Genomic DNA, 13,700 nt, shown 5'->3' on the forward strand with positions numbered 1-13,700 from the left:
ACTCATCCCCGGGAGGCGATCCGGCTCCGGGCGGATCTCGAACTCCTCATCGGAGGAGTGGACCACAGCCCGACCAAGGGCCGTAGCCCACCACGGCCCCAGGGCCACCGGATCGACCGAGTGAACAATTGCTGTTCCCATTCCAAGGTCATCAATCGAGCTTGTATCTGCCAGGGCTTGGACGACGGACGTGCATTCGGCAGTCCAACTGACCTGCTTTTTCCCTTAGTTCGGACCGCTGGGTCCGGGATTCGGGGAACGGGGCGGAACGCGGGCGACGCGAGCTGCTCACGGCCGGTCCACTGCCGCATCCGGGTATCGATCACGGGCCGAATAGGGAGGCGAGTCGTCGACGGCCCCGGAGTCAACCGGGTCGCGGGAGGTGTGTCATGCACATCAGCGGTGCGAGGATCCTGGTGCCCGGCGCGACGGGCGTCCTCGGCGCCGCCACGGCTCTGAGACTGTACGAGCAGGGAGCCATCGTGGCCGTCGAGGGCCGTGATCCCGACGCGCTCGCCCGCGTGTCTCAGGACTGCGGCGACGCTCCCGCCCGCGCTTTCGACGCGTATGACCTCGAAGAGTGCGCGCGCACGGTGAACTGGGCCGCCGGTCGACTCGGCGGACTGGACGCGGTCGTCGTCTGTGTCGGTGCCGCCGCCTTCGGGCGGGCGGAGTCGGTGAGCGACGCCGTGGCCGAGCACCTGGTCACCGTCAACGCGCTGGCCCCCATGGCGTTCCTGCGGGCCGCCCTGCCCCTCATGAGTCCGGGCGGGGTGATCGCGGCGATCACCGGCATCGTCGCCGACGCGGCCCCGGCCGGCATGGCCGACTACTCCGCGTCGAAAGCGGGGCTGGCCGCCTGGCTCCGAGCGGTCCGGCGCGAGCAGCGGGCCTCCGGGGTCGCGGTCCTCGAGATCCGTCTGCCCCACATGGAGACGGGCTTCGCCGACCGTGCCGTGCTCGGGACCCCTCCCGTGCTGCCGGCCGGACTGCCTGTCGCCGGTGCGGTGGACACGATCGTCGGCGCACTCTCGGCCGGTGCCCGGCTGGCGAAGCCGGGCCGTGACGCCACGCTCGACACGGAGCGGTAGGACGGGCGGCCGAGGAATCACCGTGCCCGATCGTGGATCGCCCCGACAGCATCACCGGACCATGCGCCCCGTGGAGCCGGTCACCCCTCTCGCTCCGCGGACCCTGCGGCGGACGCTCTTCCGGCAGAACTGGCGCGACCTGGTGTTCCTGCACTGGCCGGCGGACCCGTTCCAGGTGGCCGGGCTGCTGCCGCCCGGCACCGTCCCCGACCTTCACAACGGCCGCACGTACGTCGGTCTGGTCTTCTTCCGTATGCGCGATCCCGCCTTCGGTGGCGCCCCTGCGCTCCCGTATCTCGGGTCGTTCGACGAGGTCAACGTCCGCCTCTACAGCCGGGACGCGTTCGGGCGCCGCGGAGTGGTGTTCCGCTCGCTGGAATGCGACCGACTGGTGCCCGCGCTCGCCGCCGCCGCGTCCTTCCGGCTCCCTTATCGGTGGTCCCGCATCCGCAGCCAGTGGTTCGACAACCGGCTGCTGTACCGCACCAGCCGCCGACTGTCGTCGAATGCCGGGTCTCGCGTGTGGCTCGACGTGGGCAGCGCTCCCCTGACGCCGGACTCCGTAGAGGAGTTCCTCACGAACCGCTGGGGGCTGCACGGGCATGCTTTCGGGCGCTCCTACTACCTGCCCAACACCCACCCCGCGTGGTCCTTCCGGCGCTGTGCCCTGCTCGACTGGCAGGACTCGCTCATCGCAGCCGCGGGCCTGTCCCCTCCGCAGGAGGCGCCGGCCAGCGTGCTGTACGCACCCGGTGTGCCGGTGCGGTTCGGAACACCGGTGCCGCTGCCCGTCACCTGACGTGTCCGGGAAGGGGCCCTTACGCGACGCGTGCCGTGCCCGCTCCCGCATGACGGCGAGCGGGCGAGCGGGCCAGCGGGCGGGCCGCAGCCCAGCGAGGTCCGTGCTCGCGGATCCGGCCGGCCGGGTCCGCGACCTGGGAGAAGCGCTCGGGCGGCGCCCGGCGGAGACGCGTCGCTCAAACCGATGCGAAGTCGATGCAAGTTGCCGCAGTGCATCGATATTTCGGATGGTGGCAGAGCCGGAATCGCGCCGCGCGACCGGCGCGCCCGACGTCTCACGGACGGTGCGGCCCCCACGAAGGCCGCCCGTTTCGGAGACGGGACGCAATCCGTCCGGTTCGAGGAGCAGTCGCCATGAGGGCACGGCAGACCACCGAGCAACCGCTCGACGGCGCTCCGCTGACGGCTCCGGTGGAGGAGTCGCTCTGCGAGGAGGAAATCGCCGCCGCGTTCGTCCGGGGTGAGGAGCAGGCTCTTGCCGGGGCCTACCGCCGGTGGGGCCGTCTGGTGTACACCCTCGCCCGGCGCTCCCTCGGGGACGCGGCCGAGGCGGAGGACGTCACCCAGGTGGTGTTCCTGGCCGCGTGGCGGGGGCGGGCGGGGTTCTCGCCCGAGCGTGGCGCCCTGGCGGCCTGGATCGTCGGAATCACCCGGCGCAAGATCGCCGACGCCTTGCACGCCCGGACACGCCGCGCCGACCTCGTGGCGGCCGCGGGCGCCGTGATGTCGCTGCGCGCACCGGACCGGTCCGGCGAGCCCGACGCGGTGCTGGACCGAGTGCTCGTCGGTCACGAACTGTCGAAGCTGCCCTTGGCTCAGCGGCGCGTGCTCAGCCTCGCCTTCTACGACGATCTCACGCAGACCCAGATCGCCCAGGTCACCGGCTGGCCGCTGGGAACGGTCAAGAGCCACGCACGTCGTGGACTGCACGGGCTGAGCCGCTGCCTCCAGGAGGTCGGCGAGCACGGCTGCCGTGCGTGACGCGAGCGGACGCACGGAGTGAGGCTCGCGCGCCGACGGTGCGGGACGGGTGCCGTCCCCCGTGCATCCGAAGGGGCGGCATTCCGGGGGAGAGGGTCCGTGCATCCGAAGGGGCGGCATTCCGGGGGAGAGGGTCCGTGCATCCGAAAGGGCGGCGTTCCGGGGAAGAGGGAGGGACGGGCGCCCTTCGGAGCACGGGTCGTCCCGACGCGGAGCCGTTCCTCGTGCCGTGGACGCGCACGCGGATGTGACGTCCGCCCACGGCGATGCGGGACGCACATGAAGGGGCGCCTTATGACCGAAACCCAGTCGTCCGGCCACCTTTCGTCCGCCGACCTCGCCCTGCATGTCCTGGACGGGGAACGCGCGCCCTGGTCCGGCGAGGGGCTGTCGCACCTGGAAGACTGCGAGATCTGCCGCGGCCGGTTCGCCGCCTTCGAGAGGGCCGGAGCCGCCGGCCGGGACGGTTTCCCGCGCGACCACCTGGTGAGCCCGCCGGCCCGGGTGTGGGAGGCCGTTCTGAGCGAGGTGCGCGCGGAGCGCGCGAACCAGGCGTCCGAACGCGGTCCCTGGCCCGGCCCGTCGGCCGTGCGCGCGCCGCTGGACCCCTTCTCCACAGCTCGGCGTCACGAGCCCGCCACGGCCGCCCCACCCGGAGCCGCGCACCTGCGTGGTGTCGTTTCCGCTGCGCGTCGAGCCGCCGCGCGGTACCTCCGTAGGGGTCGCGGCGCGCGGTCTCCATCCGAATGATGCATCCGTGGCGGACCGAGCTGCGGCGGACCGGGTCGGCCGTGCCGCGCGATCTCCCTGTGGATCAGTCCGCCGTGGGGACTGATCGCGAGTACCCCAGCCGCGCGTTCTCCCTCTGGATCAGGTCCGCCGTGCGGACTGCCCTGAGTGCCCCAGCCGTGCCCCGGTTCGCCGCCGAGCCACGGTGAAGGCTCACATGGCGAGGCGCGTGCCCCATGCCTCCGTGGTGGCGACGGCGTGGGCGACGTGTGCCGCCGCGACGTCCAGGGCGGCATGGCCGGTCGACTTGAACAGGGTGAGTTCGTCGGCGTCGCGTCGGCCGGGGTGTTCGCCGCCCAGGACCGAACCCAGGAGCGTCACGGACCGGTCGGGCGGGAGGTCCTGCAACTCGTGTGCGCCGGAGGGGGGCCGGGTCGTGGCGGCGCCGTGCCACTCGGCGAAGAGGGTGGCGTCCCGGACGGTGTCGGCGTCCAGCTCGGGTCCGTGGGAGCCGCCCACCGAGCTGATGTGCGCGCCGGGGGCGAGCCACGCGCGACGGATCACCGGCCGCACGGCGCCGGTGCAGCAGAACACCGTGTCGGCCCCGCGCACCGCCGCCTCGATGCCGTCCGTGATCCGGCCGGCCGGGTGGAGAGCGGCGGCGCTCTCGGCGCGCCGGGGATCGCGGCCGGCGACGGAGACGGGTGTCTGGGGATCCAGGGCCGCGAGCAGCGCGATCTGCGCACGCGCCTGGGCACCGGTGCCGATGACGGCGACCCGGGTGGCGTCCGGACGGGCCAGGGCCCGGGCGCTCAGTGTGGCGGTCGCCGCCGTGCGGATCTCGGTGAGAGGCTCGGCGTCCATGAGGGCCAGCGGGCGGCCGTCCGCCTCGTCGAAGAGCGCGACGATGCCCCGGTGACTGCTGCGTCCGGGCCGTGCCGGGTCGGCGAACACGGAGACGAGCTTGGCCGCGAGCCCGAGACCGGGCACATGTCCGGGCATCGCACCGAGCAGGCCGCCCGGCGCGTGCGCCGCGATCCGCGGCGGCGCGGAGACCTCGTCACGGCAGACGGCGACGAGGGCCGCCGCCACGGCCTCCAGGACGCGGTGCGGATCGAGCGCGGCGCGCGTCTGCGCCCCGTCGAGGAAGAGGAGCTCGCTCATGCCGGACCTTCGGTGGACGTGGACGTGGACGTAGACCCCGACGCGGGCTGGGACATGGGTGCGGCCGTGGGCCGGTACGAGGACACGGGACGAGAAGAGGCCTGTCCGGAGACTCCGGAGACCTCGGGGGCTCCCGAGGTTCCAGGGCCGGAGAGGATCCGCCCCAACTCGTCCGTCGCCTCGCGCAGTTGCTCCCGCAGACCGGGAAGCCGGGCCTCGTCGAACTCCGCGCCCAGGCCGACCAGGGTGAGGGCGCAGACGGGCGCGCCGGGGCGCGTGACCACGGCACGGGCGAGCGAGGCGACCGGCTGTTCGTTGCGCCCGAACTCGACGGCGAATCCGGTCCGTTCAGCACGCTCGACGTCGGCCAGCAGCCCGTCGGCTCCGGTCAGCGGGTGTCCGGCCTCCTCCGCGACACGCAGGTAGGGGACCCGGTCGGCCGCAGCGAGGGCGGCGACGAGGGCGAGGGGACCGGCGAACCGGTGAACGGGCAGGGCCTCGCCGGTCAGACTGCTGATCATCGCCAGGCGGTCGGGGCGTACGACGTCGATCACGCGCGAGCGGTCGACCTCGGGCACCTGAAGGTTGACCATCATGCCGGTGCGTTCGGACAGCGCCTCGAGAACCGGTCGGGCGAGCGCTCCGAGTGAGTTCCGGGCCGCCGAGGACGACAATTGCAGGACCGCCGTGCCGGGCAGATAACGGTCGCCGGCGCGCAGCACCCAGCCACGCCGGACCAGGTCGACGAGCACGCGATAGGCGGTCGCGCGATGCAGGCCGACCTCCTCGGCCAGGTCGGTGAGACGCGGGGGCTGGGACGCGCGGGCCACGGCCTCGACCAGGTCCAGGGCCTTGTCCACCGCGGTGCGGGGTGCTTCGGGCACTTCCGACCCCTCCTTGTGGCGTCGCGAGATGCGAGCGTACGGTAGCGCATGTTGCGAGAGACGATACGTCTGTTACGTAGAGCGTAACAACGGTTGGATCGAGCTCCTGACCGGCCCGGACAGAGCGACTACTGAGGTGAAGATGACGGACGAGGCTTCGGGCGCACCGGCCCCGCACGCTCCCGCTGTGAAGGGAGCCGTCGCGGTGTACCGCGGCGCGACGCTGTTCGACGGAACCGGGCGGGCTGCCCGGGGCTCGACGTCGATCGTGATCGACGGCCCGGTCATCCGCGCCGTCGGGGACGATGCCGTGATCGCCGAGAACCTGCCCGCCGACGCCCAGGTCTTCGACCTCGACGGCCGCTTCGTCGTCCCCGGCCTGATCGACGCGCACCAGCACATCGCGACGCCGCCCGACCGGCCGGTCGCCGAGGCGGTGCTGCGCCGGCTCGTCTACAGCGGGGTCACCGCCATCCGCGACATGGCCGACGACCTGCGCCAGGTGGGCGACCTGGCGAGGGCCACGCTCGTCGGCGAGATCCCCGGCCCCGACATCCGCTACGCCGCGCTGATGGCCGGACCCGGCTTCTTCGACGACCCCCGCACCCACCAGGTGTCCCAGGGCGAGACGCCCGGCGCCGTGCCGTGGATGCAGGCGATCACGAAGGACACCGACCTGCGGCTGGCCGTCGCCCTGGCGCGCGGAACGCACGCCGCCGCGATCAAGGTGTACGCGGATCTCGACCAGACCACCGTCGCGGCGATCACCGCGGAGGCGCACCGCCAGGGCATCCCCGTCTGGGCCCACGCCACCGTCTTCCCGGCCACGCCCGGCCAGATCGTCGGGGCCGGCGCGGACACCGTCTCGCACGTGACCCTGCTCGCCTTCGAGGGCACGGACTCACCTCTGATCAGCTACAAGAACAAGCCGCGCGTCGAGTACGAGCGGTTCGCCGCCGGCGACGACCACCGGATCGAGGAACTCTTCGCGCTGATGCGGCGGCGAGGCACCGTCCTCGACGCGACCGCGGGCATGTGGGCGAGCGAGGCCCTCGCGGGCGAGGGTCCCGAGGACGCGGCGCGGGCGGCCGCCAACACCGAACTCGCCGCTGTGCTCACCGCCCAGGCCCACCGGGCCGGTGTCGACATCGCGACCGGGACGGACTACGAGACCGATCCCAAGGACCCCTTCCCCGCCCTGTACGAGGAGTTGGCGTTCCTCGTGCACCGCTGCGGGATGTCACCGGAGCAGGTGCTGCGATCGGCCACGCTGATCGGTGCCCGGAGCGCCGGCGCCGAGGACATCATGGGGAGCGTCGAAGCGGGCAAGCTCGCCAACTTCGTCGTCCTGGAGGACGATCCGCTGCGGGACATCGAGCACCTGCGCAGCGTCACGCTCACCGTCAAGCGAGGCCGGCGCTTCGAGCGCCGTGACTTCGAGAGCACCGGCGCCGGCCGGTCCGACCGCGTCCGGACGCCCGAGGGCGAAGAGCCCGGAGCGACCCACCCCGTCGAGGAGACCCGATGACCGCCCTCCCCATGATCATCAACGCGCTCGGGCAGCTCGACAACCCGAACGCTCCCCAGTCGGTTGAGGCCGCCGCGCAGCTCAACCCCTCCAGCGAGCAACTGACCGTCGACGCCCGCACGTTGGCCGACGCCCACGCCTCGGGGCTCACCGCCGTCAACATCACGCTCGGCTACACGATGGGCGATCTGCCGCCGTACGAGCACACCCTGCACGAGATCGCCGTCTGGGACGGGATCATCCGGGACAACGCGGCCGACCTCCTCAAGGTCCGTACGGTCGCCGACCTCCACCGGGCCAGGCAGGAGGGCCGGATCGGCGTCATCTACGGCTTCCAGAACGCGGTCGCGGTCGGCGAGGACACCGGGCGCATCGCCACCTTCGCCGACCTCGGCGTGCGGGTCGTCCAGCTCACGTACAACCAGGCCAACCACATCGGCGACGGCTCGATGGCGCCCGCCAACCGGGGGCTCACCGACTTCGGCCGAACCGTCGTCGAGGCCCTCGACGAGCACCGCCTCATGGTCGACCTCTCCCACAGTGGTGAGCGCACCTGCCTGGACGCCGCCAAGACGGCGCGGCGCCCGGTGTCGATCAACCACACCGGTTGCCGGGCGCTCGCCGACCTCCCCCGCAACAAGACGGACGAGGAACTGCGCCTGGTGGCCTCGCGCGGTGGCTTCGTGGGCATCTACTTCATGCCCTTCCTGAACGTGTCGGGCCATGCGACGGCCGCGGACGTCGTGGAGCACATCGTCCACGCGGTCGACGTGTGCGGCGAGGACCACGTCGGCATCGGTACCGACGGGACCGTCACCTCCATCGACGACCTCGACGCGTACCGCGCGCATCTCGCCGAACATGTGGCCCTGCGGCGCGAGGCCGGTGTCGGCGCGGCGGGGGAGCGCGACGACACGCTTCCCTTCGTGCTCGACCTGCGCGGAGTGGACCAGTTCCGGGAACTCGTCCGCCTCCTGGAACAGCGCGGCTACAGCTCCGAGCGCATCGAGAAGATCCTCGGCAGGAACTTCCTGGACTACGCCGACCGCGTGTGGGCCCCGGAGGTTTCCGGCTAGCCGATTCGGGCACCCGGGCGGCCCCACCGGTGGTTCGGCTGCCGGAGACCGAGCGCGTTGCCGGTCATCCGGAAGCCGGCAGCCCCGTGACCCGAATGCGTGTCGGCGGGTTCCCGGCCGAGGCCGTTTCGGCGGTCGCCGAGCCGCTCAGGTCCGGCGACGGCGACGACGTGGCCGCCCCGGGCGTGCCGCTCGGAGCGGGGGACGGGGATCCGGACGCCTCGACGGCCGGGGTGGCGGGAGTGACGTGCGGGGGTGTCGCACTGGCCCGACCGCTCGGCGAGACGGCCGAGGGAGAGGGTGCCGCGCTCGCGCCACGGCGAGAGGGCTGGTCCGCGGACCCGACGGCGCCGACCGGCTGGGCGGCGGCCGGGCCCTCGGTCGGCGGGGCCACGTTCCCGACGGACTCCCCGCCCTGACTCGCGGATGCGGCTCCGGGCGCCAGGGCCGACGGGGACGGGGTGCCCGTGGGCCGCTCCTGGACGCGCGACGCGCCGTCGGCGGCCGAGATGTCCTTGTGCGCCTTCCCTGCCCCGTTCGGCAGGGGCAGCCAGGGCGCCGCCGAGTCTCTCCCGCTCACCAGGGCCGCGAGGGCCGTGGCGAAGCAGACGCAGGAGACCGCGACGATCCAGCCCATGCTGCGCAGCCAGGAACGCCGCCGCCCGCTCTCGTCGACGAACACGGCCCCTTCACCGGACGTGAGTACTTCCGTCCGGCTCCGTCCCGCACAGGCCGATTCCCCCGTTGTCCCTGCCATGCCCCACTCCTTGACGATTCCTGTCGCCGGTCGCACACCGGCGACCGCGCGCTGATTCGGATGGCGACTCCGCGCTGATCCACAGATACGAAGGCGATCACTGGTTGACTCATTCCGACCGGTTGTGATGCATCTAGGGCGGGTTCGTTTCGGGAAGGCGAGTACCGAATCGAGCGTCGTGCAGCTGAATCAGTTGTCTGAACAGTCGAATCCATTGTTTGATCTTGCTCTGACGGTGTATACGTTCGTACTCTTGCGGAATCCGCTTGCCGATCGAGCTCGGCCACCGACTTCACCTTCACAGTTCACCGACAGAGGAGTCCCTCGATGGACCGCACTCGCCTGCAGCAGCTCCTGGCTCGTGAGAGCGCCGAGGCCGAGCGCCGCAACCCGCGGTCCAAGGCCGCGTACGAGCGCGCCGACCACCTGTTCGGCAGAGTCCCGATGACCTGGATGAACAAGACGGCGGGGGCCTTCCCGCGCTATCTGGACACCGCGCGCGGCGCCCGCATCACCGACATCGACGGGCACGAGTACATCGACTTCTGCCTCGGCGACACGGGCGCGATGGCCGGGCACTCCCCGGAGGTGGTGGCCGAGGCGGTGCGCACCCGGTTCGCCGAGAGCGGCGGCGCGACCGCCATGCTCCCCACCGAGGACGCCGAGTGGGTGGGCGCCGAACTGACCCGCCGCTTCGGGCTCGCGCGCTGGAGCTTCTCGCTCACCGCGACCGACGCCAACCGCTGGTCCATCCGGCTGGCACGGGCGGTCACCGGCCGCCCGAAGATCCTGGTGAACAGCTACAGCTACCACGGCAGCGTCGACGAGTCGCTGATCGTGGTCGGCCCGGACGGGCACGGCACGGCCCGCCCCGGAAACGTCGGCGCCCCCTGCGACGTCACCCTCACCAGCCGCGTCGCGGAGTTCAACGACCTGGCGCAGCTGGAGCGCGAGCTCGCCCACGGCGACGTGGCCGCCGTCCTCATGGAACCCGCGCTCACCAACATCGGCATCGTGCTGCCCGAGCCGGGCTACCTGGAAGGCGTCCGCTCCCTCACACGCCGGTACGGGACCCTCCTGATCAACGACGAGACGCACACCTTCTCCGCGGGCCCCGGTGGCTGCACCGCCGCCTGGGGACTGGAGCCGGACCTGCTCACCATCGGCAAGGCGATCGGCGGAGGGATCCCGGCCGGCGCGTACGGGCTCTCCGCCGAACTCGCCGACAGACTGCTCGGCCGCGCCGACCTGGACCTCGTCGACATGGGCGGCGTCGGCGGCACCCTCGCCGGGAACGCCCTCTCGGTGGCCGCGATGCGCGCGACCCTGGAACACGTCCTCACCGACGCGACATTCGACACGATGGCGAAGCTCTCCGAACGCTTCGAGGCCGGGGTGCGGGCGGGCATCGAGGAATGGGCCCTGCCGTGGTCGGTGAGCTGGCTCGGAGCCCGTACCGAATACCGGTTCGCCGACCCCGCGCCGCGCACCGGAACGGAATCGGCCGCGGCCGCCGACACCGAGCTGGAGGACTTCCTCCACCTCTACCTCGCCAACCGGGGCATCCTGCTGACCCCGTTCCACAACATGGCGCTCATGTGCCCGGCGACCACCGAGGAGGACGTGGACCGGCACACCGACGTCTTCGCCGCGGCCCTGGCCGAACTGGTCCGCTGAACGGCCCCGTTAACCTTGGACCGGGTCAGCCGGAGAGGAACAGCGTGGACGAGATCGACCGGGCCATCCTGCGTGAACTGCAGATCGACGGGCGTATCGCCTATGCGGAACTCGGCCCCAAGGTCGGGCTGTCCGCGTCGGCGGCCCGCCAGCGCCTGCAACGCCTGCTCGACTCGCAGGCGGTCCAGGTCGTCGGTGTCACCGACCCGATGGGCATGGGCGGTCAGGCGATGGCCCTGCTCGGCATCGCCGTGGACGGCGATCCACGAGCGGTCGCCGACGCGCTGGCCGAACGGACCGAGGTCGTCTACTCGGTGCTGACCTCGGGCGGCTTCGACCTGTTCGCCGAGGTCGTCTGCCCGGTGCCGAGGGATCTGCTGGACTTCGTCAACGACGTCGTACGGCAGATCGAGGGCGTCCGGCAGGTGCAGTCGTTCCCCTACTTCGGGATCCACACGCACCGGTTCCTGTGGAACGTGGGCTGAGCGCGTTCCTCGCCCCGGCTACCGTGCCACGCTCTGGGACGCCTTCTTGTCGGGCGTGGCGATCCGCACACCCAGCGGGCGGGCCAGGCCGATCACCCCTTCGTCCAGGCGCTGGAGATGCCGCAGGACCCTGCCCGTGACGCGGTCGTGCCGGGGAGATTCCGACTCCTGCGGCTCCAGCATGGAGGCGAGGCTCGGACCGGTCTCCACGACGCCGTCACCGGCGTCGTCCTCGACCCGTGCGACGAGGACCTCGATGTTGTGGCTGATCCGGCTGCCCGCCAGTTTGAGCCGGGGGTCCGCGGCGACCGTCCCGCTGTAGGGAACGAGTTCGGCCGTCGCCGCCAGTGATCGCGCGTGATAGGCGCACGTCTCCAGCAGGGCGACGATGTAGCGGGCGGTCCGACGGCGAGCACGCCACGGAGTGATCGGGTGGGTCAACGGTTTGGTGGAGGACCGCAGATCGTCCAACGCCGAGTCCAGATCGCGGGCCTTGTCCAGTAGATCGAGGGCGATCCCGCCGCTCAGCTGCTCCACCGCCGCGCCGCTGACGTCCCCGAGCCGGGTCAGCACGGTGGCGAGGAGCTCGTCCGTACGCCGGTCGGTGGGCACCGGAAGAACCAGGGCGGCCGCGATCGCTCCGCAGACCGCACCGAGCGCGGTCTCCTGGATCCGCAGGAGGAGCACCGCCGAACTGTAGGTGTTGAGCACGGTGTACAGCAGTCCCAGCATCGCCGTGACGAAGAACGACATCAGGATGTACGACACCGGGGCGGTGAAGTACGTGGCGAAGACGAACAGCAGGACCAGCGCGAACGCGGTCCAGGTGTGGTCGCCCACCACACCCGCCAAGGCGACTCCTGCGATGACGCCGAGGACCGTGCCCAGCAGCCGGCGGTAGCCCTTGACGAGGATCTCCCCGGTCGAGGAGGTGTTCAGGAAGACGACCCAGCAGGTCAGCACCGCCCAGTACCACCGCTGCGGGGAGAGCAGCTCCCCGCCGACGATGGCCAGGGCAGAACCCACCGAGACCTGCACGGCCGCCCGGGTCGTGGGCCTGTCCAGCCCCTTGGCGGCCGGCTCGTCCTGTTCCTCCTCCTCGGCGCCGATGGCGACGTCCTCGGCGTCCAGTTCCTCGCGGGAACGGGTCGTCTCGGGGGAGTCGTCGGACTCGTCCTCGGGCCCGTCGAGCGCCAGCCGCAGCCCGAGGACGGAGCGAACCGTCTCTCCGATACCGCGGAAGACATCCTGTACGGCCGCCGGGGCGCGGGGCAGATTCTCCCCGTCCCGGTAGCCGAGCAGCCGATTGCGCAGCTGTGCCACCCCGGTGCCGAGCTCACCGGAGGTCGGCTGGGCGACGATCAGCCGCAGCGCTTCGAGATCGCGGCGCAGGATCGCGATCGTGTCGTCCTGCGCCTGGAGCTGGTCGCCGGGCGCGGGCAACGGTGCGTGCTTCAGGTGCAGGGTGAGCGTGTCGGCGCGTTCGGCGCTGCGCGCGGTGAGGATGAGGATGCCGAGTCGCTCGGCGGCGATCTCGGCATCGGCGATCCGCCGCTGGAGCAGCGAGGCAGCCGTGCTGTCGCTGGTCCCCTCGTCCAGCCGGTTCTGGATCATCATCGCGCTCTCGTGCAGCCGCGCGGTGTGCAGCCGTACATCGTCCAGGGCCTTTTTGACCCGGTCGGGACCAGCGTCGAGAAGCTCGATCTGTGCGGACACCAACTGGGCCACGCGAGCCCGGAACGCCTTGCGCAGCCGCCTGAGAACCCGTTCGGGCGTCTCGATGACCAGGCCGAAGCGCGCCACCGCGCTGCAGGCGAAGGCGATGGCCAGGGTTGCGCACAGCCCGGGAAGGGCGGAGACGGCGGCTCCGACGAACACGGACACGAAGTAGATCTGGAACCCGATCAGCCCGAGTGCCGTAGCCCGATCACCGTACCGGCGGCAGTAGACCGCGGCGAAGATGAGCGCGATGAAGCACAGGTCACCCGCGACCACATGGGCGCTCAGCAGTGTGCCCAGTGACATCGCCGTGACCGCCACGGGCAGACCGAGCGCCAGCGTGCGGGCCTGTTCGCGGCGCTGTTTCTCCTTGATGGCGAACGTCGCGACCATCGCGGCCGTGGCGCCGGTCACCATGTGACCGGTGTCGGCTCCGAGCAGGCCGAGTACGGCGAGCGTGAGGGCGATGGCGCCGACGGTCCGCAGTCCGGCCATGAGTCGCAGCAGACCCGGATCGGATGCCGCGATCCTGTCCCAGAGCCCCGCCCGACTCGGCCGTGTCACTGTCCTCGCGCTGCCATGATTCCCCGCTCCCGCGGCATGATCCGGAACTCCAGCATGGCACCGTGCGGCGCCCCGCGCCGAGTCTCCCCGCGGGGAATCGGCGACGCACTCCTCGGTGACCGGCTTCGTTCGGCCGGAACAGCACGGTGCCCCATCTGCTTGCCCCGCACCGCGCGCTCCGGCGGGCAGAGTCTTCCGGGGCTTCGCGGCAGTCGGTGACCTACTTCGTACGGGTGTCGGTCCG

At 71.7% G+C, this 13,700-nt stretch carries 12 protein-coding genes and 1 pseudogene; 8 read left to right on the top strand and 5 right to left on the bottom strand.

Annotated elements, in window-relative coordinates; all coding sequences use genetic code 11:
* Positions 1-3: 3 nt before the first annotated feature.
* Positions 4-152 (bottom strand): annotated as a pseudogene (locus ACZ4N5_RS23730) (VOC family protein); the annotation flags it as partial.
* Positions 153-389: 237 nt separating this feature from the next.
* Here ACZ4N5_RS23730 and ACZ4N5_RS23735 point away from each other — a divergent pair.
* The 4 genes from ACZ4N5_RS23735 (at position 390) to ACZ4N5_RS23750 (ending at position 3,623) form a co-directional block, all read left to right on the top strand.
* Positions 390-1,091: an SDR family NAD(P)-dependent oxidoreductase gene (locus ACZ4N5_RS23735; protein WP_467759060.1), complete on the top strand. Its 702-nt coding sequence runs from the start codon at positions 390-392 to the stop codon at positions 1,089-1,091.
* Positions 1,092-1,152: 61 nt separating this feature from the next.
* Positions 1,153-1,890: a YqjF family protein gene (locus ACZ4N5_RS23740; protein ID WP_467759061.1), complete on the top strand. Its 738-nt coding sequence runs from the start codon at positions 1,153-1,155 to the stop codon at positions 1,888-1,890.
* 356 nt (positions 1,891-2,246) lie between these two features.
* Complete coding sequence (locus tag ACZ4N5_RS23745; RefSeq protein ID WP_467759062.1) at positions 2,247-2,873, top strand: sigma-70 family RNA polymerase sigma factor; 627 nt, start codon at positions 2,247-2,249, stop codon at positions 2,871-2,873.
* Positions 2,874-3,167: 294 nt separating this feature from the next.
* Positions 3,168-3,623 (top strand): hypothetical protein, encoded by a 456-nt coding sequence (locus ACZ4N5_RS23750; protein ID WP_467759063.1) that lies wholly within the window; start codon positions 3,168-3,170, stop codon positions 3,621-3,623.
* 192 nt (positions 3,624-3,815) lie between these two features.
* Here ACZ4N5_RS23750 and ACZ4N5_RS23755 read toward each other — a convergent pair whose 3' ends face one another.
* Together ACZ4N5_RS23755 and ACZ4N5_RS23760 are read right to left on the bottom strand one after the other, a co-directional pair.
* Positions 3,816-4,766, bottom strand: a complete 951-nt coding sequence (locus tag ACZ4N5_RS23755; protein WP_467759064.1) for an ornithine cyclodeaminase family protein — start codon at positions 4,764-4,766, stop codon at positions 3,816-3,818.
* A complete protein-coding gene (locus tag ACZ4N5_RS23760) occupies positions 4,763-5,650 on the bottom strand; it encodes an IclR family transcriptional regulator (protein WP_467759065.1) in 888 nt (295 codons plus the stop codon). Before ACZ4N5_RS23760 ends, ACZ4N5_RS23755 begins: the two co-directional genes overlap by 4 nt.
* Positions 5,651-5,792: 142 nt before the next feature.
* Here ACZ4N5_RS23760 and ACZ4N5_RS23765 point away from each other — a divergent pair, with 142 nt between their 5' ends.
* Together ACZ4N5_RS23765 and ACZ4N5_RS23770 are read left to right on the top strand one after the other, a co-directional pair.
* On the top strand, positions 5,793-7,178 hold the full coding sequence (locus ACZ4N5_RS23765) for an amidohydrolase family protein (RefSeq protein WP_467759066.1): 1,386 nt from the start codon (positions 5,793-5,795) through the stop codon (positions 7,176-7,178).
* Positions 7,175-8,254, top strand: a complete 1,080-nt coding sequence (locus tag ACZ4N5_RS23770; protein ID WP_467759067.1) for a dipeptidase — start codon at positions 7,175-7,177, stop codon at positions 8,252-8,254. The genes ACZ4N5_RS23765 and ACZ4N5_RS23770 overlap by 4 nt, the downstream gene beginning before the upstream one ends.
* A gap of 64 nt (positions 8,255-8,318) precedes the next feature.
* On the opposite strand, the gene ACZ4N5_RS23775 is transcribed toward ACZ4N5_RS23770, so the two are convergent.
* On the bottom strand, positions 8,319-9,011 hold the full coding sequence (locus ACZ4N5_RS23775) for a hypothetical protein (RefSeq protein WP_467759068.1): 693 nt from the start codon (positions 9,009-9,011) through the stop codon (positions 8,319-8,321).
* Between the two features lie 327 nt (positions 9,012-9,338).
* Between ACZ4N5_RS23775 and ACZ4N5_RS23780 the strand changes: the two genes are divergently transcribed.
* Complete coding sequence (locus tag ACZ4N5_RS23780; RefSeq protein ID WP_467759069.1) at positions 9,339-10,688, top strand: transaminase; 1,350 nt, start codon at positions 9,339-9,341, stop codon at positions 10,686-10,688.
* A gap of 44 nt (positions 10,689-10,732) precedes the next feature.
* Positions 10,733-11,173, top strand: coding sequence for an Lrp/AsnC family transcriptional regulator (locus ACZ4N5_RS23785; RefSeq protein WP_355850789.1), 441 nt, complete (start codon positions 10,733-10,735; stop codon positions 11,171-11,173).
* An 18-nt stretch (positions 11,174-11,191) separates the two neighbouring features.
* Here ACZ4N5_RS23785 and ACZ4N5_RS23790 read toward each other — a convergent pair whose 3' ends face one another.
* Positions 11,192-13,387 carry an FUSC family protein gene (locus ACZ4N5_RS23790; RefSeq protein ID WP_467759070.1) on the bottom strand — a complete coding sequence of 732 codons (2,196 nt, stop codon included), beginning with the start codon at positions 13,385-13,387 and terminating at the stop codon, positions 11,192-11,194.
* Between the last annotated feature and the right edge of the window lie 313 nt (positions 13,388-13,700).

The organism is Streptomyces sp. NPDC026500 (assembly GCF_055567635.1).

Bases quoted from the DNA above. Each gene is read 5' to 3' on its own strand.
- ACZ4N5_RS23735 (WP_467759060.1), top strand. From the start codon at position 390: ATGCACATCAGCGGTGCGAGGATCCTGGTGCCCGGCGCGACGGGCGTC.
- ACZ4N5_RS23740 (WP_467759061.1), top strand. From the start codon at position 1,153: ATGCGCCCCGTGGAGCCGGTCACCCCTCTCGCTCCGCGGACCCTGCGG.
- ACZ4N5_RS23745 (WP_467759062.1), top strand. From the start codon at position 2,247: ATGAGGGCACGGCAGACCACCGAGCAACCGCTCGACGGCGCTCCGCTG.
- ACZ4N5_RS23750 (WP_467759063.1), top strand. From the start codon at position 3,168: ATGACCGAAACCCAGTCGTCCGGCCACCTTTCGTCCGCCGACCTCGCC.
- ACZ4N5_RS23755 (WP_467759064.1), bottom strand. From the start codon at position 4,766: ATGAGCGAGCTCCTCTTCCTCGACGGGGCGCAGACGCGCGCCGCGCTC.
- ACZ4N5_RS23765 (WP_467759066.1), top strand. From the start codon at position 5,793: ATGACGGACGAGGCTTCGGGCGCACCGGCCCCGCACGCTCCCGCTGTG.
- ACZ4N5_RS23770 (WP_467759067.1), top strand. From the start codon at position 7,175: ATGACCGCCCTCCCCATGATCATCAACGCGCTCGGGCAGCTCGACAAC.
- ACZ4N5_RS23775 (WP_467759068.1), bottom strand. From the start codon at position 9,011: ATGGCAGGGACAACGGGGGAATCGGCCTGTGCGGGACGGAGCCGGACG.
- ACZ4N5_RS23780 (WP_467759069.1), top strand. From the start codon at position 9,339: ATGGACCGCACTCGCCTGCAGCAGCTCCTGGCTCGTGAGAGCGCCGAG.
- ACZ4N5_RS23790 (WP_467759070.1), bottom strand. From the start codon at position 13,387: ATGGCCGGACTGCGGACCGTCGGCGCCATCGCCCTCACGCTCGCCGTA.